Origin of the sequence: Clostridium sp. B9, from assembly GCF_050509515.1 — a bacterium.
Taxonomy (GTDB): Bacteria; Bacillota; Clostridia; order Clostridiales; family Clostridiaceae; genus Sarcina.
Genome location: NZ_JBNWKA010000003.1, coordinates 376213 through 403039 on the forward strand (window position 1 = coordinate 376213; position 26827 = coordinate 403039).

Sequence of the window (26827 nt, forward strand, 5' to 3'; positions counted from 1 at the left end):
ATACTTAATATGATAAAATTTGTTAGGTGAGAAGTGGAAAGTGTGAAAAGGATAAAAGAGATTTCTGATAGCTGTATTGAAAGATGGGGAACTGAGGACAAAAATACAAAGAATTTATCAAATAAAATAGGAAAATTTATATCTCAATTAGGAGATAATGTAGAAACTGGAGAAATATTATTGAGTTTATTAGAAAATTATAATTATTACTCTAGAGAAAAAGTAAATAATATATTAATTTCATTTTATAGTAAGATTAAAGAATTAGATGTTCCTAAATATAGAACAATATATTCAAGGATAGAAAAGGATCATAAAATAAATAGTTCAAGTAATTTATTAGAAGAGTTTAAAATTATAAATAATATAGGTAATAGCTTTTCTCATGATTTAACAAAATTACAATCAAATGATTTGAAAGATATTGATGTTATTATTTTTATGGATGATATTATTGGAAGTGGAAAAACTATAATAAAATTTTTAAAAGATAATAAAGAAAAATTAAAAGATAAAAGTATAATAATATTTGTTATAGAAATCATGGAGGATGGTTACATAAATCTAAAAGAATATTTGAAATCTATAGGTTGTGATCATCTTATCTGTTTTTATAATAAAACAGATAAAGCTTTTTCGGAGAATGGAGTATTTAAAGAGAAATCGTCTGAAAAAAGATTAATATTACATGGTTTTGAAGCAAATAATGTAAAAGCAAAAAATTATGTTTTAGGCTTTCAAGAATCAGAAGCACTAGTATCATTTTATAGAAATACTCCCAATAATACATTAAGTAGTTATTGGTATTCATTAAATCAAAATTGGAAGCCTTTATTTCCAAGAGATTTAGATAAACCAGATTTTATGAAGGCTTCAAAAGGAAAAAAGAATATAAAATATAATTTAGCTAAAAAACTCAAAGAAAAAGGAATAGATACAAAATGCAATATGATTTAAAAAAAATATTAGCCATTATATATTTAAATACGTATTCTGATGCCTATGAATTAAATGAATTAAAAGAACTATTAGGATTAAATATTTCACAATTGAAAGAGTTTATAAGTTCTTTAATATCAGAAGACTTAATTAAAAATGAAGAAACATTACATTTAACCGATAAGAGTATTAATATACTATTAAAAATGGGACTAGAGGATGTCGATATAAATTCATTAATGGATGATAAGAAGACTATTAATGTTTCACATGATAAGCTTACTTTTGATGATATATATATTCCTAAAAATTTTAAATTGTAATAAAAGATTAGAATTGAAAAGCGAGTCGCTTTTCGTGAAGCAATGTCTCTAAGTTATCAACATGCTACTATATTTTGGTAGCGTGAATCTAGAGAAAGCAAAATATAGTAGCATGAGACAAGTCTCAGTCAAGTCTAAATTATCTAGGTAGAGTAATTTAAACTTGACTGTTGATTTAATGAAAGTATTTGGTAATCTTTTATTAATACATAAGGTGATAATAAATGGACATAAGTAAATTAAAAACTACTATGATTAATTTAAGCTATGATTATGAATACATAGAGTTATGTGTAGATTATGCAAAAAAATTAGAAAATAATAATGTTCCAATAATATTTGATGTTAATCATTTATGTAAATTAATTGGAATTAGTCAATTTGAATTTTTTAAAATTTATTCAGCATTAAAATATCAATATTCTATTAGTAGTATAGAAAAAAAATCTGGAGGGATAAGAAAATTAAATATACCTTCTGAGAATTTAAAGTATATTCAAAGATGGATATTAGACAATATTTTATATAATATATCATGTTGTGATAATGTTACAGGATTTATTCCAAGTAAATCTACTGTAGATAATGCAAGAGTATATGTCAATAAAGAATGTATTGTTGGATTAGATTTGGAAAATTTTTTTCCAACTATTCATTTTGGTAGAGTTCAAGGTATGTTTCAAAGATTGGGATATACTAAACATTTATCAATTATTTTAGCAAATTTATGTACTTATAAAGGAGAATTACCACAGGGTTCACCAGCAAGTCCATATATAGCTAATTTAGTTTGCAGAAAAATGGATTATAGAATTGTGAAATTATGTAAAAAGATTGAAGCGAATTATACAAGATATGCAGATGATATAACTATTTCAGGAAATAAAGGAATAGAAAATTATATTTGTACAATTAACAAAATTATTAAAAGTGAAGGATTTAAATCAAATAAAAAAAAAGAAAGAGTTTTATTTCAATATCATTCACAAAAAGTAACTGGTATTATTGTAAATAAAAAATTATCACCACCTAAAGAAATGAAAAAATATTTAAGACAAAATATATATTATATTAATAAGTATGGATTAAAATCACATTTAAAAAAGATAAATTGTTATGAAAAGTCTAATTTTAAAGAACATTTATATGGACTTGCTTATTATATAAAAATGATTGATAAGGAAGTAGGAATTTCTTTTTTAAAAAAATTAGATAAAATAGAGTGGCAAGTTTGGTAATTTAAAACTAAAGTAGATTCAATATATAATGAATCTGCTTTTTTTGTTAAATAAAACTAATTACTATATAAATGTATTTAGATAAGCTTTAATGATGCATTAACAAAAGGCGAGTTTAAATAGATATAAACAATTTAATATACACGAAATGAAAGTTTAAATATAATATAGTTTTTATACCGAAATACAGAGTAAAGAAATATCTGTAGAGAAAATAACATATTAAGACAACTTTGTGAATGTAAAGGAATTATCATAGTTGAATATTACTTTTAAATAAATCAGATACGCATTCTTATTGAATATCATTTAAAATGAATGCTTCAAGTTTTGTTGCTTTTTGAAAAAAGAGTAGTCTTATTATTGGAGTAAATTTGAAATATAAATATGAAAACAGAAATTTATTGTGCAGAGCATTTTACATCAATACCGTATAAAAAATAAATAGGAAATTGAAAAACATATAACAAATAAAAAAACAAGAACATATGATAACCAATTAAATTACTTTAAAAGAATACATTGAGCCTTTTAATGTTAGCAAATAAAGTAGTATATTAATGACAGAGTGATTCAAGCATCTTAAGGCGCAATATAGTTAGTGTGAAAATTAACTTAAAAAGTTACAACTTAATTTAAATGGTATTCAAAAATAAATACTTTTGAAGTTTTTAAATATTTTAAGCAAAATATATGTATTAATTTAAAAGTAAATAGTTTGTAAAATTGTATCAATAACTAATATTTAACTATTAATGAAAATACAGTATAATTAATTAAGTTATAAATACTAAAGTAATAATTTTATATTTTAATTGTGGGGTGTGTAATAATATGGGGAATTATAATGAATATTTAAGTGAGAGATTTAAACAATTAAAAACTAATATGTATGATAGCGGATGTAGGCCAATACTGTTTGTTGGAACTGGTATTAGTAGAAGATATATAAATGCACCAGATTGGAAAGGATTATTAGATATACTAATTAAAAAGAATCCTAACATAAGATATCCATTAGGATATTATTTACAAGATTCTTCTGATTTGTCAGAAGTTGCTTCTAAAATAATAGAAGATTATTTTAATTTTGCTTGGGAAAAAAAGGAAGGTAATGAATATCCTAATGAATTATATGAATATCCAGATAAGAGTATATTTTTAAAATATACTATAGCTGAAGAAATAAGTAAATACATGGACGGATTTGAAATAGAAAAAAATTTATATAAAGAAGAATTGAATCTGTTAAGAAATTTAAAGCCTCATGCGATAATAACTACAAATTATGATAAGTTATTAGAAAAGATATTTAATGAAAAATATAAATCAGTAATAGGGCAGCAAGTTATAAAAAAATCAGAAGTTAATAAGATAGGACAAATTTTTAAAATACATGGTTGTGTTTCAAAACCAGAAGAGATAATTATATCTAAAAATGATTATACTAATTTTAAAAAAAAGCAAAAATATTTATCGGCTAAACTATTAACTTATTTCATTGAGCATCCAATAATATTTATAGGTTATTCATTATCAGATGAAAATATAGTTGGAATATTAAATGATATCGCAGATATGATATCTGTTGAGGATAATTTAGTTGAAAATATATGGTTAATAGACTGGAATAAAGATACAATTGATGAAGAAAAAAGGCCCCCATCAGAAAAGGTTATAAACTTAGGTGAAAACACAACAATTAGGATAAATTATATTGAAGTTAATGATTTTATTGAATTGTTTAAAACTTTACAGCAAGGATCAAGTGTAGAAATTGATGAACTATTAAATCTACAAGATACTATTTATAATATAGTAAAAAGCAAAACTATAACTAATTTAGAGGTAGATTCTATAAGCTTTAAAGATATTTGGACTGAAAATAATATTATAGATAAATTAGGGTTAAAGGATATTGTAGGAAAGCCAGATACAAGCAATATTAATGGAAAGGAAGCATTCCTTAATTTAAGTATAATGAATGATCCAGAACAAGTATTAACTGAGTACCCATATAGAATTAGTGATATAGCTAGTAAAATTGGAGATGATCATTGGTATAGAGCTAATAAAATAATAAATGAAATTGAAAGAAAATATAATATAGAAATTAAAACAAGTAATAATATTTATCATTTGGATGTTGGGGTTAATGGAAGTAATCATAGATATTCAAATAAATTATTAGATTTAATAACAAAATATATTAATGGCGAAGAAATAGAAGAAAAAACACAACAAATTTAATATAATTAACTATATTAATAAAAGAGTAATTTATTTAGGTGATAAATTACTCTTTTATTTTGCAAAAAAACTATAACTTTCTTATTATTTCAAGAAATATTTTTGAAATATCATAATTTATAACTAAATCAGCTTTGGAATCGGCAGGAGTTGAACTTTTATTTATTAAAACTAAATTTTTTCCTCTGAAACAGTTTATAAGTCCTGCAGCAGGATAAACAACTAATGAAGTTCCACCAATTATAAGCGTATCTGCTTTTGATATGGCATCTACAGCACCCCTAATAACATTATCGTCTAAGGCTTCTTCATATAAAACTACATCAGGTTTTACTTTTCCTCCACATTTAGGACAAGTAGGTACTCCTTTAGATTCAAGTATAAACTTTTCATCATAGAACGCATGACATTTTGTACAATAATTTCTAAGAACAGATCCATGAAGCTCAAAAACATTTTTACTTCCTGCCATTTGATGAAGTCCATCTATATTTTGAGTTATAACGGCCTTCAATTTACCTATTTCTTCAAGTTTAGCTAAGGCAATATGTGCAGCATTTGGTTTAGCATCAGGGTAAATAAGTTTAGCTTTATAGAAATTAAAAAACTCATTTGGATATCTTTCAAAAAAGCTATGAGAAACTAATTGTTCTGGAGTAAAAGTTATATTTAGTTTTTCATTAAATAAACCATTTGAACTTCTAAAGTCAGGTATATTTGAGTCAGTACTTACACCAGCGCCACCAAAGAAAACAATATTTGTACTATTTCTTATTATTTCAGTCAATTTGTCTATTTTACTTCTCATTAAAATCGTCTCCTATAATAAGTTTATAATATTATTATTTCATAGTTGGTAAAAAAAATAAATGTTTATAAATATTGTTATATAAAATAATGAAATGATATAATTGAATTTATTAGAAATAAAAGTTAGAGAGGAGTAAATATGGGACATAATATATCATCAAAACTTGGTAAAGTGGGTAAAAATAGAAATAAAACTTCGAAGGTAGAGGGAGAAGCCGAGAGTGATGAATTTAAGTCAGCTTCAGTGGCACTTACAACTATTATGGATGAATACACTAAGGAGAGAGAGCGTGGTGGGATAATTGATAATAAAGCAGTTGCATTAATTACAATATTATTAGCATTAGTTACAGTATATATGCCAATTATTCCATTTGATAAAATACATAAAATATATGAAGCAAGTAATAAAAATCAATTAATTATAATAACTATTGCAGGGTTAATTTTTTTGTTAGCTTTAATTATAGCTATTATTACTTTTATTATATTAATAAATATAGTTAAGCTTAAAATTTATAAGAGAGTAGACGTCGATATGTTAATAAAGGAGGAATTCCTTAAGGTTGATAAAAATGTTTATCAAAAAGCATTATGTACACATTATGGAAAATTAATCATTCAAAATAGTGAAGTTAATGATAATAAGTCTAAAAATTTAAGTATATGTTATATATTAACTATAGTCTTATTTGTACTTTTATTAATATCATGTATTTCTATGAAATTATTATAAAATATTGGAGGTGAAAAAAATGAGTTTTCAAGATGATATGTTAAAAGCTATACAACAAAGTAATACTTCTAAAGATATAGAAAATAAATCTGTAAATATTTCTCAAAATATAGATTTTGGAGATGGAGTATCTACAAGATATACTAAATATAAAGGAAGACCTGTAAGTGAGGGTACTGATTTGACAAGTAATGTTGAAAATGAAAAATAATTAATATGTATAAGCTAGCTATTTATATAGTTAGCTTATTGTTTTGGTATTAATGAATACAATAGGTTTTACCTGTGGTTCTGAAAGAAGATATCATGTGAAGAAAAATAATTTTAAAGAGAAATATATTGGGGTTTATTAGCATATTTAAGAACTTGAAAAATTAACAAAGAATAGACTTTAATATTTATTTAAATTAGATTTAAGAGGATTTATATAGTAATTTTAATGAAATTCTGTATATGTTATAAGTTTCAGAGCATAAACGTGCTATTATAGGTTAGAGAAGGACATCCACTTTATTGGTGGTTATGATTTTATTGAAAGTTAATTTATAGCAATTTTGATTCGAAAAACTTATGGACTAAATATATAGTTAATTATCCCAACCAAGTAACTGTTTCTCAAGAATATCATAATCATAGTCTCTACAAGTAAAATTATTAAATTTTGATTTCTTAGATTGATATCTAAGAATTGAATTCTTTATATATTTAAAAGAATAAATACTTGTTTCATCTATATTATTTAGTGATAATTTTAAATCGCTACTATTTATAGAATCAATAAATTCTATATCAGAGTTTGTTAGTTTTAGTGAGGGGTAACGACTAGTTACCATAGAAATCTTTTTATCAAGAGTTATAAGTAAATTAGAATCATTATTTTCTATTGTTTTAGGTGTGATTTCTGAGGATATAATAGTAGGTTTAATTTTTACAGTAGAATCAATTTTATGCTTAGTTTTAGGTTTATTTTTATTAATAGTATTTTTATATTCAATAGACTTAAGCAAATGTGTAAGTTTAAAATATGTATATGCTCCTTTACCAATAATTCTTATGATCTTTCTTTTTAAAAAACCACATTTTATTAATTTAGTAACTATCTTTTTGAAGGTATCTTCCTTATCTGAAATGATTGGAAGGTTTTCAACAAGTAAAGAATATTTTATCCAAGTATATTCAGAATTATCAAAGAGTTTTGTTTCCAAAGAATTTCTATTTATCATATCTACTATATTTCTTAAAACAAGCAAGTCATTGCTATTTAATTTTATTTTCTTAGTATTCATTATTTCTAAAAGCATTTCTTGATTAAACCCAAGTACATTAAAATTCATTATAATTACCTCACTAAAATATTAATATGAGATAATATTAACATAAGTGTTTTGTTTTCGCAACACTTGTTTAGAAAATAAATAGAGATAATAATCTCTATTTCCAAAAATATTGTTTGTTTAGTTGAAATGTATTTTTTCTATCTATTGGTTCAAGTTTACTTATATAGCCGTTTTCTATTAAGATATTTAAATAACCTAATACAGTTTCTTTATTTTTGCATTTAACCAAGTCCATAAGCTCTTTACCAGATAGAGTTACAATTCCATTTTCAGATTTATTTACTAATTGTAAAAATGTATAAACATGTTGAGCTTTTAAGTTTGAATTTAAGATTTCTTCATTTATGGTAATACTCACTAAAAAGTTACCTCCAAAATAAAATATTAAATTTATTATATCATAGAAATAAAAATATTATTAAGATAATGAAATTTAATATAAAAAGATGTATTATATTAATAGATGAATAAAATTAATAGAATAGTATGTAAGTGAAAAAAATCCTTGCATTACAGTGAAAAAAATCATTGTTTGATAATGAAAAATTTCATTATCTTATTTTAAAGTTTAAAAGAAGGTTAATAGTAAAATTTATGAGTGGTTTAAGAAGAAAATTAATATATAATATAATATTTAGAAAAATTTTAATCAGTACCTAGAAAATAGGTGCTGATTTTTTTTTTTTTGAAAGTTAACTTTCAAAAGTGAAAGGAGAAAAAATGATTAATATAAGTAAAGAGAAAAAATACTACGTTTATGAATGGTTTAATGTAGAATCAGGAGAGATATTTTATATAGGAAAGGGGTGCAGAAATAGATATTGTCAGTTAAGTGGAAGAAATAAGTTTTTTATGGATTATTATAAAACACATAAGTGTGAAAGTAGAAAAGTTTATACGAACCTTTCAGAGAAAGAATCATTTGAAAAAGAAATAGAATTAATAGCATTTTATAAAGAACAGTATAATTTTAGGTTGACTAATATGACGGAAGGTGGAGATGGACATCCTTTTAAATTTGGTAATGAAAATCCTAAGTATGGAAAAGGTTATTTAATTAAAGGTAAGAATAATCCATTTTACGGTAAAAAACATTCTCAAAGAACTAGAAAACTTCTTAGTAGGGAGGCAGCTAATAGAATAGGTAAGCTTAATCCGTTTTATGGTAAGAAGCATTCAGAAGAAACTAGAAGAAGATTATCTATAAAAGCTAAGGAAAGGTTCTTAAATGAAAAAAATCCGATGGAGGGGAGAAATCATTCAGAAGAAACTAAGAGGCGAATTAGTGAAATGAATAGAGGTAAAATTTTAAGTGAGCAAACAAAACTTAAAATTAGCAAAACTCTAAAAGGTAAATATCTTGGTGAGAATAGTTGGAATTATGGTAGAAAACATTCAGAAGAGACTAGAAGAAAATGTAGAGAAAGAAGTCTAGGAGAAAATAATCCTAACTGGGGGAATGGAGATAAAATAAGAGGAGAGAAGAATCCTATGTATGGTAAAAAACATTCAGAAGAGACTAGAAGAAAAATTAGTGAAAAGATGAAAAATAGAAAGTTTAATTGTCTATGTAAAATATGTGGTAGGAATTTTGAAGGGAGATCATGGAATAGTGGTAAATGTGATGAATGTAAAGATATCAACAAAAAATAAATAAATATCAATGAATTCTATAATTTATATCAAAATAAAAATGAAAATACTACAAGTATATATTAAATATAATATATATGTAGTAATAGAAATAGTAATAGAAACAGTAATAAAGAATAGAAAAATAGAATATTAAGAAAAATTCATTTTCTTAATAATGAAAGTTTAAGTAGATATAATTAAAATCTCAATTAATAATATTAATACTTTAAATATAAATATAAAAAAAGAAGTAGTTTTAGCTACTTCTTTTTACGTTTTAAGTAAGAAAGACCAATAATATGAAAAGTATTTAGAAGAGGTGTTAATTATGGAGATAATGGCTATTTTAGAAAAAATCAATAATTATGAAAGAAATAGCAAAATACAAGAAAAAAGAAATTATAAAAAAACCAATAATGAAAGATTATTACCTACAGAAGGCTTGTTTTTAGAGGATAAAAGATTTTCATATGGTCTTTGGATATACTTACAAAGTATATCTAAGGGTAATCATGTAGATGAATATAGATATGTGAGTGTTAAGGAGGTTAAATTAAATAATTTAGTAAATTATATATTCAATTTAACTAAGAACAAAGAGAGAAATTACTATTTAAATAAAAAGATTAGTAAACCTAAATTGAAAAAAGATTTAGAGTATTTAAAAGAAATAGGATTAATTATAGATATTGTTGATGGTAATGAGGTTATGGAGGGGTGCAGAGGTAAATATTATAGGCTTAAAAATAAATTTAAAAGATATATTCTTATGGAAAATAATTATTTGAAGATACTTTTAAGATATTTATCACAGGATTCTATAAAAGTATATTTGTTGTATTATTCTTTTAGTAATCAGTATGGAGAAAGTATTTGTTTTCTAAATCAAGAAAGTATATTAGAAAGAATTGGGTTGAGTGTTAGTGGACAGAATTTTAAGAAGTTATGGCACATAAATAATGAACTAGAAAAGTTTAGTTTAATCGTAAAGTATCAAAAAATATATAAAAGAGACGGTAAAGAATTTAAAAGAAAAAATATTATTAAAGCTAAGTGGTATTGGGAAACAGAGTTATATCATACTATGCAGAAAGAATTAAAGGAGAAAGGAGAAATAACAGATATAGAAAGTGAAATTATAAGAATTATTTAGTTAAAATTATAAAAATATTTTACGTTTAGCTAATTAAAAGTCAATAATAAATTGCGGGTTAGGGATTTTGTTTTAACAGATATTTTTTTATATGACTATATATAGAGTTCAGTCCTACCTATGCATAAAAAATTCACACTATTTCCAAATGAATATAGTGTAAGACAATGAAAAGGAGATAAAGTTATGAAATTAACTAGTAAAATAACCATTAGGTTAAATCAAAATGAAGAGAAGTTTCTCAAAGGAATGAGTAATGAGTATGAAATGAATATAACTGATTTCATAAAAAATGCTTTAAATATTTGTTATGATACAGATGTTTTTATATTAAGTCAAGCGCGAAGATTAAGAAAGTGGGGAGTTTATTAATGAATAATAGTGAACTAAATGATGAAATAGATTTATATTTTAGTGCAATAGGATATGACCTTGCAGAAAAAGAATCTCATTTAAATTTATTAATTACACCAGATGAAAAAAAGTATTTTAGGATTTTAGTTAGGATGATTCCTAACATATCCAATATAGATATTTTAAGCATATGTAATTTAGCTACTCTACTGGCAACATTTAAGAAACTTAATGAGTATATAAGCAAAGTGGAAGAGAACATAGAACTATATCTTAAATTAGTATCTAAGAGAAATGATACAGTAACTAAAATAGATAAGATATTGACTAGTTTTGGATTTACTGCGATAAGCAGAAATAAAATAAAAATAACATATGCTACAAATGAAAATGATAAAGGAGATATTACTAATGGCAAAGATGATTAAACGAAATATAAAAGATGAGTTTGCTGATAATCAAGTATACAAATTGTTAGAAAAAATTATTCCTAAAGAGAAGTTAGATGTGTACAAGCAAAGAGGTAGGGAGCAGAGAGAAAAAGAAGAAAGGAATAAAAGATTTAAGAAAAGAGGTAGATATAATGGAATATAAGGTTGAAAAAATTTTAAAAAGTGTAAGTTTAAAGGAAAGATATGATTATATTGAGAGGTTTATTTTTTCAGTACCTAGTGTTACAAATGAGGGAATGCCAGAATTAGCAGGAAGAAATCCAATACTGAGCAATCTAGTATTAAATGAATTAAAGATTATTGAGAAAATTGTTGAGGTAGATAAGAAAAATATAAAACCTGAAGATATTGACATAGAAGATATAGCTATAACTAGGAATAGCAAACTCTCAGAGAGTATTAATTCGTTTTTAATAATAAAATATCAATATAAATATCAAGAACTAAAAGATGCCTTTGAAAAATATAAGAAGATGAAAGAATTAGAAAAAATAAGTTCTTTAGAAGAAAGAACAAATAAACTAAAGTCTTTAGAAAGTGAAATAAATAATCTAAATAATATAATATCAGCTTCATATGAAGTTGAAAAAGATATAGGTTATTTTTACTTTGATACTTTAAAAAGAAAGCAGAAAGAATATGAAGCCTTAAAAAGGTTAGTATTTTTCAAGAGTGTAGAAGAAATAAATGAAGAAATCTATAATAAAATGATTTATATATTAGATGATCTACATGTAAGAATTAAAAATAAAATTGAATTTTTAAAGAAATATTGCTAAGAGGTGTAATATGATAAAAAATATAGAACTAGCAAATGATGTAGAGGTAAGGTATTTTGAAGATGAAATCGAAATAAAAGGAATTATACCGATTAATGATTTTAGTGAAATACTGTTTTCAAAAGAAAAGAATATATTTTTTAGAGAACGTATATTATTTGGAGCATTCAACGGTATATTGCAAAAGGGGAATTTACCTAAGTTAATATTAAATCATGATTATAGTTTAGAACTCAAAGGAAGATTTGAGAAAATAAAAGAAACCTATAAAGGGTTGGAGTTTACAGCTATAGTTAAAGATGATTTTAACTTAAGAAAAAAAGTTCAATTAATAAAGGGGTTATCGTTTGGTTTTGTAGTTGGAATAGATAGATTCCATAAAATTAATTCTTTTAATATACGAGATATTTATTCGTTTAAAGAACTTAAGGAGATAAGTATATTAATTGATAAAGAGCCATGCTATAGCTCAACTAAGGTAAGTATAGAACCTTTAGAAGAAAGCATGAAGTTAATATACAAATTTGAAGAGTATAGAGCATTGATTAGAGAGCAGAAAGAACAGACATATATTTAAAATTTATATTTGATAGAAATAGATAGATAAATTTAGGTTTATGCTATCTATTTTTATTAAAATAAATTTAGGAGGAAATACGAATGAAAAATTATTTAAATTTAAGAATACGAAGTGAATACAGCAAAGTAGCGATTAATAAATCGCTATTAGCCAAGTTAATGTGTGATATAATTGAGAAAAAAATTTCTGAGGAGGTCTATATTAATGAAGAAAAAAATAGTTGTGCTTAATAGAGTATCTACTAGTATGCAAGATTTTGAAAGTCAAAATAATGCTATTAATAAATATATTAATGAAAATGCTATATTAGTTGATGAATGGATTGTTGAAGAAGGAGTATCGGGTTATAGTAATAAATTATATGATAGAGTAGCTATAAGAAAAATAGAGGAGCTGGCTTTAAATAGACAACTTGATACTTTAATTATTTTTAATTTAGATAGAATAGGAAGAACGACAGAAGCAAATCAGTTTATAAATAAAATGACATTTTCTAATGTAAAAGTTATTTCAGTTACAGAAGGATTAATTAATGGTGGGAAAGATACTGATGAACTTGTTAATTTATTTAAGTTTTGGTCTGCACAACAAGAAAGCAAAAAAATATCTATTAGAAGTAAAAATGGAAAAGAAGCAACTAATAAGAAAGGATTATTTTGTGGAGGAAGAATTAATTTTGGATATAGAGTTGATAAACAAAGAATGTATATAGTAGAAGATGAAGCAGAGATTGTTAGATTAATATTTGATTTGTATATAAGAAATGGTAAGAATGAAACTGTTAGGTATTTACAAGAAAATAATTTTACTAAAAGAGGAAGAAAGTTTAGTCAGCATATGGTTCACGATATTTTAAAAGATACAATATATATTGGGTTGAAACGATATAACCATTATACAAGGATATCAAATGATCCAACTAATAAAAAGCGTAGATTCAATAAGAATACTATGAAGTATCAAGAATATAAAGAAGAATTAAGGATAATATCAGATGATGTCTTTTTTAGAGTACAAGAGCTAATAGAAAAGCGTAGAAGTTCTAAAGGTAAAATAAGATATACAAATAGGACAAGTGCTTTGTTTGAAGGTTTATTGTATCATCAATGTGGTGATGGTGAAGTTAGAAAACTTCACTTAGATAATAAAAAAGATAAGTATGGCAACATAATTTATAGTTATAGATGTAGTCATTGTAAGAGGAATTTTTATAAGAATATAAGAAAAACATATGGTTCCAAAAAATATAACAAGTTTTTAGAAGAAAGTATATTAGAATTAATGAAGAATATGTCTATAAATGAATTAGAAGATGAAATTAAAAATAAACAGGTTGAAGAAGAAAAGCATCTATTAATGGTTAGAAAACAACTTGATAAAGATATAAATAAGAAGCAGCAAGCAATTAAGGGATTAGAGAAGGAGCTTATAGATATATTTTCAGGAGATAGTAATTTAGATAAAAGTATCATAATGGAAATGATTGTTAATACTAAAAAAGAATTTGAAAAACTAAAAATACAATTAGATGAATATAATAAAAGGTCAGATGAATTTAAGATAAATGATAATATAAATAAAGAGTTGATAAATAAGTACAAGAAGTTTAATAATACATATAAAATAGCAGATGCTAATCAAAAAAAGCTGCTATTACAATCTGTGATTGAAAAAATAACTTTTTTTGGAGATGAAGTAAAATTCACATTATTTTTAGAATAATAAAAAACAATATGAATTTTACAAGTTGGGGTGATTATAGGAATATTTATTCGTTGTAAAACTGATTATAAGCATCTTTTTTAAACTCTTCTAGTGCAGTTCTAAGCAAATTCCTATCGCTTTCAAGTTTTTTTATTTCAACAGAGTTACTACCATTTGAATTAGATTTTTCTAATTTAAGTATTCTATCACGAACTTCTCGCCATTTTTCACTAAGAACTTCACTACGAATTTTTGATCTATCGTGTGCATAGATTAGACCTTGATTCTTTCTTTCAAATTCTTTAATTTGTTCTTTAACTTTATCTAATAAATTAAATTTTTCTAATACATCATATTTGTCCATAAAAACACTCCTTTAAATTTATATTAGTGGGTTTATATTCTAATTTCAGTACTAACACCCGCACCACCAAAGAAAACAATGTTATTACTATTTTGTATTATTTCAGCTAGTTTTTCTATTTTATTTTCCATGAAAATCATCTCCAAATATATGTTTATAATTTTATTATAATTTATTTACAAAAATATACAACTATTTGTTGAGTAAATTATTGACAAGTTTACTTGGCTGAACATATAATGAAATTGACAATAAAACTTTGCATAATGACAAGTAAATTTGTTTTGAGGAGAGAGGTAATATGGATAAAAACTCTATTTTAGAAAAAAGTCGTAAATCAAGAAAAGATGAGGGGATAGAATATGTTGAAGAGAAGGGACGGAAGATAGGATATATTATCTTTTGTTTTATATTTCTTTTTATTGGTATTTTTAATTTATTATATTCAAATGGGAGTAATGAAGTATTTTATGCTACTTCATCAATGTTTTGGGTGTTTATTGCAACTGATTCATTCCAAAAATTTAAGTTTACAGATAAAAAAGTTGATTTAGTTACTACAATTTTCGCTTCTATTGCAACTGTTGGATTTCTTGTAAACTTCATTATATGTACTTTAAAATAAAATTATTAAAATAATAAGAAAAGGATATTAAAAAATGAAAGAAGAATTAATTTTAAAAAATAGATTGAAAATTGCAAGAGCGGAGAAGAGTTTATCACAACAAGCACTAGCGGATTTAGTTGGAGTTTCACGTAATACAATTAGCTCTATTGAAACTGGACAATTTAATCCAACAGCTAAACTCGCTCTAATATTATGTATTGCTCTAGATAAAAAGTTTGAAGAATTATTTTATTTTGATTAATAAAAAATCAACTTAACAACTAAAATTACAGTATTGGTAGCAATAAGGATGTTTTCATAGAAATTCCTTAAGTAGCTATGATAAATCGAGGTAATAAGCTTTAAATAAAAGTTTTGTTTACATTGAAATCTTTTTATGTGGTAAAATATAAATATACAGCGAGTAGTTTTAATAACGTAATTCCAGTTGTTAGAACTACTTTTTTTATTACAAAAAAGTATTATTACTAACTACTTTAGGTAAAATATATGGAAATAACAATTGAATAAAAGTAAATTTTGAGAAGGTGAATTTTAGTGTTTAAAATAAACGACTATATAATGTATGGAAACGTTGGAGTTTGTAAAGTGATGGATATTACCAATGAAACTATTATGAATTCTGAGGAAAAAGAATATTATGTATTGAATCCAATTTACTCTAAGTATTCTAAAAATACTGTGATTAAGATTCCGACTGACAATGATAAAATTGCTATGAGAGAATTAATGACTAAGACTGAAGTGGATACATTAATTAATGATATGGCTACTAAGGATATAGTATGGATAGAAGATGATAGAGAAAGAATAGAAGAATTTAAATCCATGCTTAAGACTGGTAAATCTGATGACTTAATGATGATAGTAAAAAGTATATACTCAGATAAGAAGAATAAAAAAGCAAAAGGTAAAAAGACTCATAAGGGTAATGATGATATAATGCAAACTGCAGAAAAACTAATAAACCAAGAGTTTGCAACTATATTAGATATAAAACCAGAGGAAGTAAGAAAATATATAACTAGTCATATGAAAAAATAAAAGAACTAAAGAGTTAGCTAATGCTTTATTGAATAATAAATAAGGCTGATATTTGGCAGAAAAAATAAAAAGATATGGAATATTATTATTAATAATTTAAAATTCGATAATTAATAAAATATAGACTATTAAAGATATATAAATGTATTAAGTTAGTATTTATATATCTTTATTTTTTTATTTATTATATTAAAAATTCCCAAGAAAAGTATGAGTAGATATTTTAATTGAGATATGAATATACAAAATGAGTAAGTTAACAAATAAATTCATAACTTCATGGGAAAGATAATAAGTAGAAAAATCTTTTTGAGGTGGGGTATGAAAGAAATTGATAGGCTTTTTGGAAGATTAGCACTTATTAACTTAAATGAAATATTAGTAATCTTAGTTGTTCTAACTATGGTTTTAATTATAAATAAAGTTATTATAAGAAACTTATTTAAGGTTTTAAGAGCACTAACTAGAAAAACAAAGAACTATTTTGATAATAGTGTAGTTAGAGCTTTAGAAAATCCATTAAAACTTTTAGTAGCTTTTATAGGGATATATTCAATATTTAAGTTTATAAATATTGATTCTTTGAGCTTAGAAGCTTTATCTACATATAAAATAATTAGGGTGGGGATAATAGCTTCTTTTATTTATTTTGCATATAATTTAACTCTTGAGAATTCATTATTATATTCAAGACTACATAAAAATGATAAAGGAAATACAATAGTATTTCCTTTTGTATCAATAATTATTAGGTTGATAATACTTTTAATTGGAATAATTATAATAGCTAATGAATTTGGATTAACTGGTTTTATTGCTGGTCTTGGAGTTAGTGGAGTTGCTTTTGCATTAGCAGCTCAAGATACTTTTTCTAATTTGTTTGGAGGAATGGTTATTGTTTTAGACAGACCTTTTTCAATAGGGGATTGGATTCAAGCTGAAGAAGTTGAGGGAGTAGTTGAGGAAATAACTTTTAGAAGTACGAAGATAAGGACTTTTTCTATGGCTTTAGCTACCGTACCAAACTCTAAGCTTGCAAATAGCAGTATTATAAATTGGACTCAAAGAAAATTAAGAAGAATACATTTTAAATTCACAATAGATTGCAAAACAAAAGTAGAAAGTATAAAAAATTCTGTTAACAAAATAGAGAATATGCTTAAGGCTCATGATAAAATAGATAAAAATCTAATAATAGTAAGTTTCAATGAATTATCGACTTATGGTTTTGGAATCTTTGTTTATTTTTACACAGATCAGTTTGAGTATTTAAATTACGAAAAATTAAAAGAAGATATAAATCTAAATATACTAGCAATATTGCAAGAAGAAAATGTTGATTTAATGTTTTTAAGATTTGATTTTAATACTTTTGGAAAGTGTGGGGAAAACACAGGATTTGAAAGTCGGGATTTAGAATCAATAAGAAATATTACTGAGGAGGAGAGAGGTATATGACAATAAAATTAGAAGCATGTGTAGGAAGTTATAAAGAGGGAAAAAGGGCTGAAGAACTAGGTGCAAATAGAATAGAGCTTTGCGATAACTTAGGCCAAGGTGGAACAACCCCTAGTTATGGAACTATACTTCAGTGTAAAAAAGATTTAAATATAGATATAAACGTAATAATCCGTCCAAGAGGAGGAGACTTTGTTTATTCAAGTGAAGAGTTAGAAATAATGAAAAGTGATATAGAGCTTTGTAAGAAGAGTGGAGTAAATGGAGTGGTTTTTGGTTTTTTAAAAGAAGATAACACTTTAGATTTTGAAATAACTAAGGAGTTTGTAGAGTTTTCAAAACCATTAAGCGTAACATTTCACATGGCATTTGATGAAATTGAAGATAAGTTAGGAACCATAGATTTACTAGCTAGTTTAGATATAGATAGGATTTTGACTAAAGGTGGAGATATTAGTGCTTTTAATAATGTGGAAAAGTTAAGGGAATTAATTGAATATGCTGGAGATAGAATTATAATTCTTCCAGGTGGAGGAGTTACTTCTGAAAATTATTTGGAATTAAAGGAAAAAACTTTAGCAAAAGAGTTTCATGGTAGCAAAATAGTTGGGGTTTTATAAAATAGGTTGGAAGTAATTAGAAATAACTCTTTATGTATATTAAAAATCTTCTTAAACAGTAAAAAATAACTCTTTACAAAGTAAGATAAATGGTTTAGTATTATAAGTAACAACACAAATATCATACCAAAGAAGAATAATTTAGTAATTTTAAAAAGTAATCAATACTTAAATTTGATGTAAGTATTTTGTAATAAATGGATTGTATAATTAAATTATGGATTATCTATTTGGGAGTGATAAGGGTGTTAGAGAAGATGATATTAAGTGATAAAGAATGTGAAAATATTACTAAAAGTATAGCAGGTGGAGTTGGCATAGGGTTATCTTTAGGTGCTATATTTAATAATCCTCAGTTTGGATTTGCTTTAGGTGGAGTTGTAGGAGTTATAGCTTCATTAGTATATTCATTAGTAAAAAGAAGCAAAGAAAATAAGGGGAGAAAAGAGATTATCAATATAGATTAATTAGTTTGTCCGGGTTATAGTACAAAATTAACAATAGTGTTAATCCCCCTACTTAAACTATAATCCCTTTTAATATAAAATTTATAGATGTAATAAAAAAGAAGCAGAGATTTTCTGCTTCTTTTTTATTTGTTTCTATGTTTTAGGTAAATAATGATTTTTTATGGTTTTAAAGGTTATTTAAAATCATCATTAATTTTAATATATGTTTATTTATATAGGTTTATAGGTGGATTTTTATAACATCCTTTTGTGTTATTTTCTTTATGAGCTTTTTGTAATGATTCTATTACTGGAACTATTAGTGCTGCTACAAATCCACCAGCTAAACCATTATTATAAAGATTTAATCCGCCATGAAGTTCACCTATGTTAAATACCATAAATATGTGTAAAAATCCTGCTATTATTCCATAAGGCCAACCATAATACCCTGATATTGGAGCGAGTCCTGTACTAAATAATATACAAACTACAGTAACTGGTGAGTTTATGTCAGCAATACTTAATAAAGAGGCTAAGGAAGCTCCGATTATAAGAGGTACTGAATTTGATAAATTTTTTCCATAGCATCCAAAGCCGGCCATTGAAAATATAGCTCCAATTGTAGGACCGTTTAAATCTCCATTTATAAGTAAAACAAACAAGGTAGAGAAGATACACAGAATCCCCATATTAAAATAGCAGCTACTGCCATAGATAGAAAAAAAGTCGCTAGGAAATATTCCATGTTCTCTATTAATTCCTATCTGATCTTTAAGTACACTTCTTTTAGATTTATCTAGTATAAAACTACAGATTATAAAATAAATACTAATAGCTAAAAGAAAAATCATATAAAAATTATTATTTCCTTTATGCCATATAGAATTTGTTTCAAAGTCATGGCCAACAGCTCTCATGAGAGACATAACAGCTATGGCTATAATTCCCCCAGCAAACCCAACATTGTAAAGTGAAAAACCAGAATGTAATTTAGATGCATTTTTAGCTATTGGAGGAAGAATAAATCCGATTATTATACCAACTAATGTACCCATTATTATTCCAGAAAGAGGATGAATACCAGGAAAGAATGAAAATTGGCTTACAGTAGGGGCTAAGGCTGTACCAAGAGAGGCAACAACCAAGTAATCTTTAAAGGCTCTCTTTTTAACTTTTGTATATATCCATGTACCTAAAATTATTGGCCAAACATTTAATATATTTTTACCGAACATTCCAAAACCAGTTAAGAACCAAAGTGACATTATGCTTCTACCAGTGGATTTGGTATCAGTTATATAGAATAAGAATAGAAATACTAAACCTAATATAGCGCAATTGACTAAGGTTGCTCCGAATCCGCCTATACTTATATAATCTGTTATTAAAATGTCTGAGTTTAAAATTATCCTGTAAAGTCCATTTATTATTTCTTTTGGGCTTTCTAGAAAAAAGGCAAGTATAATAAAAGAAATATATAAAATTGAATGTATGAGGTATTCATGTGGTAACCTTTTCAACAAAAGCAACACTCCTTTAAAATAAATATATAAATTTCATATTTTTAGTTATGAAAGGTTGAATAACAATAAAATATTATTAACGTAAGTAGATTATATAATAGAAAAGATTAAAAAAATAGATGGTTACAGTAATCGTAATAAAATAGAAACAAATAAGCCACCATTGGCTAAAATTTTTATAGCAGTTCAATGGTGGCATTCCATATGTAATGATATGGATTAGTCAAATAGTTCAGATTTCTTTTTAACTGTAATTAAAGTTTTAACCATCATATCATCCATGTTCCCAGGAAATAATATTCCAGTGTCATAGTGGTTTGATGGAGAACATTGGGGATGCATTAAGTTGTGGTTATGCATACAACAACAATTATGATTAGGGTAGTAATTATATTTATTCATCATGTTACTGTTCATGTTATAGTTCATCTTTTCATATGGATTTTTCTTTTTCATAGGCATGAAAGCATATTCGGGACTGAATTTCATATTCATTGGAACTAGTTTGAAATCATCATCTTCTTTATAATTTTTCATAAGAAAACACTCCTAACTAAATTATTACTCATAATAGAGTATATTAAGTTAGAAGTGTAAAGTTTCCTAAAAGCTTTAATTTATAATTAATTTTACTTTAAACTTATGTTTTTTAATTCAAACTAAAGATTAGATATTTGCCAGTCTATAGGTTCTTTATTGACTGACTTTAAGAAGTCGTTTGTTTGTGAAAATGGTTTTGAACCAAAGAATCCACGAGTAGCTGAAAGTGGACTAGGATGGACTGACTTAATTATTTTATGTATAGGATTTGTCAATATTGATTCTTTTGAAATTGCATTTCTTCCCCATAGAATGAATACTATAGGTTCATTTCTTTGGTTTAATAATTCAATAATCTTATCAGTGAATATCTCCCAGCCTTTTCCTTTATGAGAGTTTGCTTGACCTTCTCTTACAGTTAAAACTGTATTAAGTAAGAAAACTCCCTGCTTTGCCCATTCTTCTAAGAATCCATTATTTGGTATATAACATCCAAGGTCTGAATTAAGTTCTTTATATATATTTCTAAGTGAAGGTGGAGTTTGTACTCCAGGCTTGACAGAAAAACTAAATCCATGAGCTTGATTTGGACCATGGTATGGATCCTGACCTAAAATCACAACTTTAACCTTATTATAAGGAGTGAATTTTAAAGCGTTAAATATATCATGCATATTTGGATGAATAATTTGAGTTTTATATTCATTTATTAGAAACTTTCTTAAGTTTAAGTAATAGTCCTTTTCAAATTCTTCTTTTAAAAGATTATCCCAATCATTATTAAATTCAGCAGCCATAAACATAGTAGCCTCCTTTTATTTTTATTATAATTAAATTTTATACTTAATAATTTTTTATAACAAGGGTGAGAGGTAGCAAATTATTCTTGAGATATTAGGTTGATGGAATATGTGATTAGTAAATGGATTAATAGATTTACTTTAGCTTAATCACTATAAAAAGAGTTTATTCAATTAAAAAACTCTAAGAAGAAATCATAAAAAGAATAGGTTAATATCATATCACTATATATACTTACTATAATAATTCTTTTGTAAATAGCATATACATATATGGGCAAATAATGTTTATGAATATTACTTATTAGTAAAAGATAAACTTTAGTTTTTAGGGGGATGGGTTTATGTTATTAAAGAAGATTGCTGCAATATTAATGGCAGCAACAATAGTAAGTACTACTTTTTTACTTCCAAATAAAGAAGTTATGGCAATTGATTCAGGTGTTAAAGCTAAGGATATTGTTGCAAATATGACTTTAGAAGAAAAGTTAGGACAAATGATAATGCCAGATTTCAGGAAGTGGCAAGAGGAGGGTCAAGAGTCTCAGCAAGATTTAACAAAAGTTAATGATGAAATAGCTGCGATTATAGATAAATATGATTTAGGTGGAGTTATCTTATTTGCTGAGAATGTTAAAAAGGCTGATCAGACAACTACATTAATACATGATTTGCAACAAGTTGCTATAAATGACGAGGATGGAAACTTACCATTACTTATAACTTTAGATCAAGAAGGTGGAATAGTAACAAGATTAGGAGAAGGTACTAATTTGCCAGGTAATATGGCTTTAGGTGCTACAAGAAATGAAAAGGCTTCATATGATGCAGGGTATGTTATAGGAAAAGAATTAAATGCTTTAGGTGTAAATGTTAATTTTGGACCTGTTTTAGATACAAATAATAATCCTCAAAATCCTGTTATAGGGGTAAGGTCTATATCAAGTAATCCTGAACTTGTAGGAACTTTAGGCGCAAATATTGCGAAAGGAATTCAAGAACAAGGAGTTGCTGCTACGGCTAAACACTTCCCAGGACATGGAGATACTGCAACAGATTCACATTATGGATTACCTGTGGTTGACAAGTCAATTGAGGAATTAAGAAAAACTGAACTTAAGCCATTTCAAATAGCAGTTAATAATGGAATAGATATGATAATGACAGCCCACATACAATTTCCACAGGTAGAGAAGGATACGGTTACTTCTAAATTAGATGGAAGTGAGATAGGAATTCCAGCAACATTATCAGATGATATTATAACTGGGGTATTAAGAAATGAAATGGGATATGATGGGGTTGTTATAACTGATGCCATGAATATGAAAGCCATAGCAGACCATTTTGGAGAATTAGAATCAACTAAGATGGCTATAAATGCAGGTATAGATATAGTGCTCATGCCTACTATATTAAGAAGTAATGCTGATGTTGAGAAATTAGATCATATAATGAATGGAGTTTTAGAGGCTGTTAAATCAGGTGAGATTAAAGAAGAGGAAATAACTGATTCAGCAGAAAGAATAGTTAAGTTAAAAATAGATAGAGGCATAATTGATTTAAAGGATAGCGATATATCATTAGAAGATAAATTAAATAAGGCAAAAGAAGTTGTTGGCTCAAAAGAAAATAGGGAAATAGAAAGGAGAATTTCTGAAGAAGCAATAACTGTTACTAAGAATGAAAATAATATTCTCCCATTAAATCCAGTTGAAGGTGAGAAAGTATTATTCATAGCTCCAAATGATAGTCAACTTCAAAGCATGAAGTTTGGTATAAACAGATTGGTTCATGAAGAAAAGTTGAATGCTGTGGAATTAGATACTTATTCCTACACTGGGATTGGCTCTATCAATGAGATATTAAAAGGGAAGATTGAAGAGGCTGATTATGTAATAGTAGCTTCATTAGCTAGTAATGCTAGTCATTTAAAACCAGGTAGTTGGAGTAGAGATTTGCCAAGCTTAGTAATTGATTATGGAAATGAATTAGGGAAGGATACTGTATTAGTAAGTTTAAGAAACCCATATGATGTGGCAGCTTATGATAATGCTAATGCTCAGGTCATAGCTTATGGATTTAAAGGTATGGATCCAACAGAAGGAGATACACTTTACCCAACTAAATCTTCAGGACCTAATATACCAGCTGCTATTAGTGTAATATTTGGTGGTGCTGAGGCAAAAGGTAAATTACCAGTAGATATTCCTGTATTAAATGAAGATGGAACTATGGATACTACAAATAACTATTATGATTATGATTATGGAATTACTTATTTAAATAATTTAGGAAATATAAAATTAGAGATTGATGATGAGATAGAAGAAGGATGTGGGTTTGATATAGAAGTTGAATTAGATAACTTTAATGAAATAGTTGCTAATCAATATAAATTCAAAGTTAAATTTGAGGGAGAAACTGTAGAGTTTATCTCCGGAGAATTTAATGAGGAAGATGGAACTATAGAATGTAAGTTGTTAGATAAGAATACTTTAGAAGTTATAGTTAATGTAAAAAAAGAAAACATGAAAGCCAATGAACTAGAAGTAGAATTAGAATTTAAAGCTTTAAATTCTATAGAAAAAACTAATCTTGAGATTCTAGATTCTGAACTTATAGATAGTAAGGGTAGAAGTTTCTATCAAGATGGAGTTAATGGTGAGTTTGTAATAGAAGAAGGAAAAGATAAAGACGACGAAGATGATAACGATGGTGATGACACAAGTAAGCCGGTAGATCCAGATGAAGATAAGGATGACGAAGAAGAACCAGATATGGATGGAGATGATGAGGAAGAAGATAAAGATGAAGGTGAGCTTCCTCAAACAGGCTCAAGTGTTAATAGAGGATTTATATTAGGATTAGGTTCTATATCTTTATTAGCAGGTATAGGCTTAAATAGTAAAAAGTTCAGAAGAAAAGAAAATTAGTATAATGTAGATATATTGATATCTATATTTATTAATATATCTACATTATATGATTTTTAAAGTTTTAGTTTAAGTTGTGATGAGTAAATTATTAATTTAAGTGATAAGAGAATTAAATTAATGATAGTGATTTGGAATATTTAAATTAAAAAGTATAATTTATTTGTTAGTAAGACCATACTTAATTCATTTTTAAGTATGGTTTTCTTATAGTTTAGAATGTTTTTCTAAACTACTAACTTGATATTTTACAGGTTATTACATATTTTTAGAGAAAACTTTACCTAGTGTATCAATATAAGTATTTTAATGAATAATGATGAAAAACTAAGATAAATTAGGATAGTTTTTCTAATCATACCAATTAAAATATAGGAGAAGGATATATACATGGTAAGATAAATCTCGTCGCTAAGAGACACGCAAACAACTTAACAAAATAAATTAAAAGTTTTGAAAAATGGTTGTTGACAAAGTTTCTAAGTGATGTTAAACTAAGAAAGTCGCTTGAGGGCGACTAAGAAATGGTCTTTGAAAATTAAACAGAAGATATTAACATAAACCAGCAATTCTTTTAACAAGTAATATGAGTATAGATTAAACTTTTAAATTGAGAGTTTGATCCTGGCTCAGGATGAACGCTGGCGGCGTGCTTAACACATGCAAGTCGAGCGATGAAGTTTCCTTCGGGAAACGGATTAGCGGCGGACGGGTGAGTAACACGTGGGTAACCTGCCTCATAGAGTGGAATAGCCTTTCGAAAGGAAGATTAATACCGCATAACATTGAGAGATGGCATCATCATTCAATCAAAGGAGCAATCCGCTATGAGATGGACCCGCGGCGCATTAGCTAGTTGGTGGGGTAACGGCCTACCAAGGCGACGATGCGTAGCCGACCTGAGAGGGTGATCGGCCACATTGGGACTGAGACACGGCCCAGACTCCTACGGGAGGCAGCAGTGGGGAATATTGCACAATGGGGGAAACCCTGATGCAGCAACGCCGCGTGAGTGATGAAGGTTTTCGGATCGTAAAGCTCTGTCTTTGGGGAAGATAATGACGGTACCCAAGGAGGAAGCCACGGCTAACTACGTGCCAGCAGCCGCGGTAATACGTAGGTGGCAAGCGTTATCCGGATTTACTGGGCGTAAAGGGAGCGTAGGCGGACAATTAAGTGGGATGTGAAATACCCGGGCTCAACCTGGGTGCTGCATTCCAAACTGGTTGTCTAGAGTGCAGGAGAGGAGAGTGGAATTCCTAGTGTAGCGGTGAAATGCGTAGAGATTAGGAAGAACACCAGTGGCGAAGGCGACTCTCTGGACTGTAACTGACGCTGAGGCTCGAAAGCGTGGGGAGCAAACAGGATTAGATACCCTGGTAGTCCACGCCGTAAACGATGAATACTAGGTGTGGGGGTTTCAACACCTCCGTGCCGCCGCTAACGCATTAAGTATTCCGCCTGGGGAGTACGGTCGCAAGATTAAAACTCAAAGGAATTGACGGGGCCCCGCACAAGTAGCGGAGCATGTGGTTTAATTCGAAGCAACGCGAAGAACCTTACCTACACTTGACATCCCTTGCATTACTCTTAATCGAGGAAATCCCTTCGGGGACAAGGTGACAGGTGGTGCATGGTTGTCGTCAGCTCGTGTCGTGAGATGTTGGGTTAAGTCCCGCAACGAGCGCAACCCTTGTCGTTAGTTACTACCATTAAGTTGAGGACTCTAGCGAGACTGCCTGGGTTAACCAGGAGGAAGGTGGGGATGACGTCAAATCATCATGCCCCTTATGTGTAGGGCTACACACGTGCTACAATGGCTGGTACAGAGAGATGCAATACCGCGAGGTGGAGCCAAACTTTAAAACCAGTCTCAGTTCGGATTGTAGGCTGAAACTCGCCTACATGAAGCTGGAGTTACTAGTAATCGCGAATCAGAATGTCGCGGTGAATACGTTCCCGGGTCTTGTACACACCGCCCGTCACACCATGAGAGTTGGCAATACCCGAAGTCCGTGAGCTAACGCGTAAGCGAGGCAGCGGCCGAAGGTAGGGTCAGCGATTGGGGTGAAGTCGTAACAAGGTAGCCGTAGGAGAACCTGCGGCTGGATCACCTCCTTTCTAAGGAATACATCTTAGGACAACTAAGATGATAAAAAGAATCTGGATAAT

29 protein-coding genes, 1 rRNA gene and 1 pseudogene are annotated in these 26827 nt (G+C 27.2%); 23 read left to right on the forward strand and 8 right to left on the reverse strand.

Annotated features, from left to right (window positions below):
• Window positions 1-42 precede the first annotated feature (42 nt).
• From ACQZHJ_RS01755 to ACQZHJ_RS01770, 4 genes are all read left to right on the forward strand, one after another.
• Window positions 43-957 carry a phosphoribosyltransferase-like protein gene (locus ACQZHJ_RS01755; protein ID WP_430483832.1) on the forward strand — a complete coding sequence of 305 codons (915 nt, stop codon included), beginning with the start codon at window positions 43-45 and terminating at the stop codon, window positions 955-957.
• Entirely contained in the window at window positions 942-1262 is a 321-nt protein-coding gene (locus ACQZHJ_RS01760; RefSeq protein ID WP_430483833.1) for a hypothetical protein, read from the forward strand. Before ACQZHJ_RS01755 ends, ACQZHJ_RS01760 begins: the two co-directional genes overlap by 16 nt.
• A gap of 224 nt (window positions 1263-1486) precedes the next feature.
• Entirely contained in the window at window positions 1487-2500 is a 1014-nt protein-coding gene (locus ACQZHJ_RS01765; protein WP_430483834.1) for a reverse transcriptase family protein, read from the forward strand.
• Window positions 2501-3334: 834 nt separating this feature from the next.
• Window positions 3335-4750 carry an SIR2 family NAD-dependent protein deacylase gene (locus ACQZHJ_RS01770; RefSeq protein WP_430483835.1) on the forward strand — a complete coding sequence of 472 codons (1416 nt, stop codon included), beginning with the start codon at window positions 3335-3337 and terminating at the stop codon, window positions 4748-4750.
• Between the two features lie 70 nt (window positions 4751-4820).
• Here ACQZHJ_RS01770 and ACQZHJ_RS01775 read toward each other — a convergent pair whose 3' ends face one another.
• Window positions 4821-5558, reverse strand: coding sequence for an NAD-dependent protein deacylase (locus tag ACQZHJ_RS01775; RefSeq protein WP_430483836.1), 738 nt, complete (start codon window positions 5556-5558; stop codon window positions 4821-4823).
• A 141-nt stretch (window positions 5559-5699) separates the two neighbouring features.
• On the opposite strand from ACQZHJ_RS01775, the gene ACQZHJ_RS01780 reads away from it, so the two are divergent.
• Window positions 5700-6296, forward strand: a complete 597-nt coding sequence (locus ACQZHJ_RS01780) for a hypothetical protein (protein ID WP_430483837.1) — start codon at window positions 5700-5702, stop codon at window positions 6294-6296.
• A 19-nt stretch (window positions 6297-6315) separates the two neighbouring features.
• Window positions 6316-6507, forward strand: coding sequence for a hypothetical protein (locus ACQZHJ_RS01785; protein ID WP_430483838.1), 192 nt, complete (start codon window positions 6316-6318; stop codon window positions 6505-6507).
• Window positions 6508-6883: 376 nt separating this feature from the next.
• Here ACQZHJ_RS01785 and ACQZHJ_RS01790 read toward each other — a convergent pair whose 3' ends face one another.
• Complete coding sequence (locus ACQZHJ_RS01790; RefSeq protein WP_430483839.1) at window positions 6884-7630, reverse strand: hypothetical protein; 747 nt, start codon at window positions 7628-7630, stop codon at window positions 6884-6886.
• Between the two features lie 97 nt (window positions 7631-7727).
• Window positions 7728-7991: a hypothetical protein gene (locus tag ACQZHJ_RS01795; protein WP_430483840.1), complete on the reverse strand. Its 264-nt coding sequence runs from the start codon at window positions 7989-7991 to the stop codon at window positions 7728-7730.
• A 362-nt stretch (window positions 7992-8353) separates the two neighbouring features.
• Here ACQZHJ_RS01795 and ACQZHJ_RS01800 point away from each other — a divergent pair, with 362 nt between their 5' ends.
• The 9 genes from ACQZHJ_RS01800 (at window position 8354) to ACQZHJ_RS01840 (ending at window position 14308) form a co-directional block, all read left to right on the forward strand.
• Window positions 8354-9286, forward strand: a complete 933-nt coding sequence (locus tag ACQZHJ_RS01800; protein WP_430483841.1) for an NUMOD3 domain-containing DNA-binding protein — start codon at window positions 8354-8356, stop codon at window positions 9284-9286.
• Window positions 9287-9596: 310 nt separating this feature from the next.
• Window positions 9597-10421 carry a hypothetical protein gene (locus ACQZHJ_RS01805; protein ID WP_430483842.1) on the forward strand — a complete coding sequence of 275 codons (825 nt, stop codon included), beginning with the start codon at window positions 9597-9599 and terminating at the stop codon, window positions 10419-10421.
• A gap of 186 nt (window positions 10422-10607) precedes the next feature.
• On the forward strand, window positions 10608-10793 hold the full coding sequence (locus ACQZHJ_RS01810) for a DUF6290 family protein (protein ID WP_430483843.1): 186 nt from the start codon (window positions 10608-10610) through the stop codon (window positions 10791-10793).
• Window positions 10793-11203 carry a hypothetical protein gene (locus tag ACQZHJ_RS01815; RefSeq protein WP_430483844.1) on the forward strand — a complete coding sequence of 137 codons (411 nt, stop codon included), beginning with the start codon at window positions 10793-10795 and terminating at the stop codon, window positions 11201-11203. Before ACQZHJ_RS01810 ends, ACQZHJ_RS01815 begins: the two co-directional genes overlap by 1 nt.
• Complete coding sequence (locus ACQZHJ_RS01820) at window positions 11187-11369, forward strand: hypothetical protein (protein ID WP_430483845.1); 183 nt, start codon at window positions 11187-11189, stop codon at window positions 11367-11369. Before ACQZHJ_RS01815 ends, ACQZHJ_RS01820 begins: the two co-directional genes overlap by 17 nt.
• Window positions 11359-12006: a hypothetical protein gene (locus ACQZHJ_RS01825; RefSeq protein ID WP_430483846.1), complete on the forward strand. Its 648-nt coding sequence runs from the start codon at window positions 11359-11361 to the stop codon at window positions 12004-12006. The genes ACQZHJ_RS01820 and ACQZHJ_RS01825 overlap by 11 nt, the downstream gene beginning before the upstream one ends.
• Window positions 12007-12016: 10 nt before the next feature.
• Window positions 12017-12583, forward strand: a complete 567-nt coding sequence (locus tag ACQZHJ_RS01830; RefSeq protein ID WP_430483847.1) for an HK97 family phage prohead protease — start codon at window positions 12017-12019, stop codon at window positions 12581-12583.
• A gap of 83 nt (window positions 12584-12666) precedes the next feature.
• Window positions 12667-12816 (forward strand): hypothetical protein, encoded by a 150-nt coding sequence (locus ACQZHJ_RS01835; protein ID WP_430483848.1) that lies wholly within the window; start codon window positions 12667-12669, stop codon window positions 12814-12816.
• Window positions 12791-14308, forward strand: coding sequence for a recombinase family protein (locus ACQZHJ_RS01840; RefSeq protein ID WP_430483849.1), 1518 nt, complete (start codon window positions 12791-12793; stop codon window positions 14306-14308). Before ACQZHJ_RS01835 ends, ACQZHJ_RS01840 begins: the two co-directional genes overlap by 26 nt.
• A gap of 46 nt (window positions 14309-14354) precedes the next feature.
• Here the strand turns inward: ACQZHJ_RS01840 and ACQZHJ_RS01845 are convergent, their stop codons facing one another.
• Both ACQZHJ_RS01845 and ACQZHJ_RS01850 read right to left on the reverse strand, forming a co-directional pair.
• Window positions 14355-14654 carry a hypothetical protein gene (locus tag ACQZHJ_RS01845; RefSeq protein WP_430483850.1) on the reverse strand — a complete coding sequence of 100 codons (300 nt, stop codon included), beginning with the start codon at window positions 14652-14654 and terminating at the stop codon, window positions 14355-14357.
• Between the two features lie 44 nt (window positions 14655-14698).
• A pseudogene (locus ACQZHJ_RS01850) lies at window positions 14699-14785 on the reverse strand (NAD-dependent protein deacylase); the annotation flags it as partial.
• A gap of 170 nt (window positions 14786-14955) precedes the next feature.
• Between ACQZHJ_RS01850 and ACQZHJ_RS01855 the strand changes: the two are divergent.
• From ACQZHJ_RS01855 to ACQZHJ_RS01880, 6 genes are all read left to right on the forward strand, one after another.
• A complete protein-coding gene (locus tag ACQZHJ_RS01855; protein ID WP_430483851.1) occupies window positions 14956-15279 on the forward strand; it encodes a DUF6442 family protein in 324 nt (107 codons plus the stop codon).
• A 34-nt stretch (window positions 15280-15313) separates the two neighbouring features.
• Window positions 15314-15523, forward strand: a complete 210-nt coding sequence (locus ACQZHJ_RS01860; RefSeq protein ID WP_430483852.1) for a helix-turn-helix transcriptional regulator — start codon at window positions 15314-15316, stop codon at window positions 15521-15523.
• 296 nt (window positions 15524-15819) lie between these two features.
• Window positions 15820-16326 (forward strand): CarD family transcriptional regulator, encoded by a 507-nt coding sequence (locus tag ACQZHJ_RS01865; protein ID WP_430483853.1) that lies wholly within the window; start codon window positions 15820-15822, stop codon window positions 16324-16326.
• Between the two features lie 321 nt (window positions 16327-16647).
• Complete coding sequence (locus ACQZHJ_RS01870; protein WP_430483854.1) at window positions 16648-17784, forward strand: mechanosensitive ion channel family protein; 1137 nt, start codon at window positions 16648-16650, stop codon at window positions 17782-17784.
• On the forward strand, window positions 17781-18404 hold the full coding sequence (locus ACQZHJ_RS01875; protein WP_430483855.1) for a copper homeostasis protein CutC: 624 nt from the start codon (window positions 17781-17783) through the stop codon (window positions 18402-18404). Before ACQZHJ_RS01870 ends, ACQZHJ_RS01875 begins: the two co-directional genes overlap by 4 nt.
• 245 nt (window positions 18405-18649) lie before the next feature.
• On the forward strand, window positions 18650-18871 hold the full coding sequence (locus ACQZHJ_RS01880; RefSeq protein ID WP_430483856.1) for a hypothetical protein: 222 nt from the start codon (window positions 18650-18652) through the stop codon (window positions 18869-18871).
• A 209-nt stretch (window positions 18872-19080) separates the two neighbouring features.
• Here the strand turns inward: ACQZHJ_RS01880 and ACQZHJ_RS01885 are convergent, their stop codons facing one another.
• From ACQZHJ_RS01885 to ACQZHJ_RS01895, 3 genes are all read right to left on the reverse strand, one after another.
• The gene (locus ACQZHJ_RS01885; protein ID WP_430486849.1) at window positions 19081-20376 is read right to left on the reverse strand and encodes a DUF1576 domain-containing protein; all 1296 of its coding nucleotides are present in this window, start codon (window positions 20374-20376) and stop codon (window positions 19081-19083) included.
• Between the two features lie 222 nt (window positions 20377-20598).
• A complete protein-coding gene (locus ACQZHJ_RS01890) occupies window positions 20599-20916 on the reverse strand; it encodes a hypothetical protein (RefSeq protein ID WP_430483857.1) in 318 nt (105 codons plus the stop codon).
• 122 nt (window positions 20917-21038) lie between these two features.
• On the reverse strand, window positions 21039-21716 hold the full coding sequence (locus ACQZHJ_RS01895; protein WP_430483858.1) for a uracil-DNA glycosylase: 678 nt from the start codon (window positions 21714-21716) through the stop codon (window positions 21039-21041).
• Window positions 21717-22063: 347 nt separating this feature from the next.
• Between ACQZHJ_RS01895 and ACQZHJ_RS01900 the strand changes: the two genes are divergently transcribed.
• Window positions 22064-24655, forward strand: coding sequence for a glycoside hydrolase family 3 N-terminal domain-containing protein (locus ACQZHJ_RS01900; RefSeq protein WP_430483859.1), 2592 nt, complete (start codon window positions 22064-22066; stop codon window positions 24653-24655).
• Between the two features lie 606 nt (window positions 24656-25261).
• Window positions 25262-26776 (forward strand): 16S ribosomal RNA (locus tag ACQZHJ_RS01905).
• The last annotated feature ends 51 nt before the right edge of the window (window positions 26777-26827 follow it).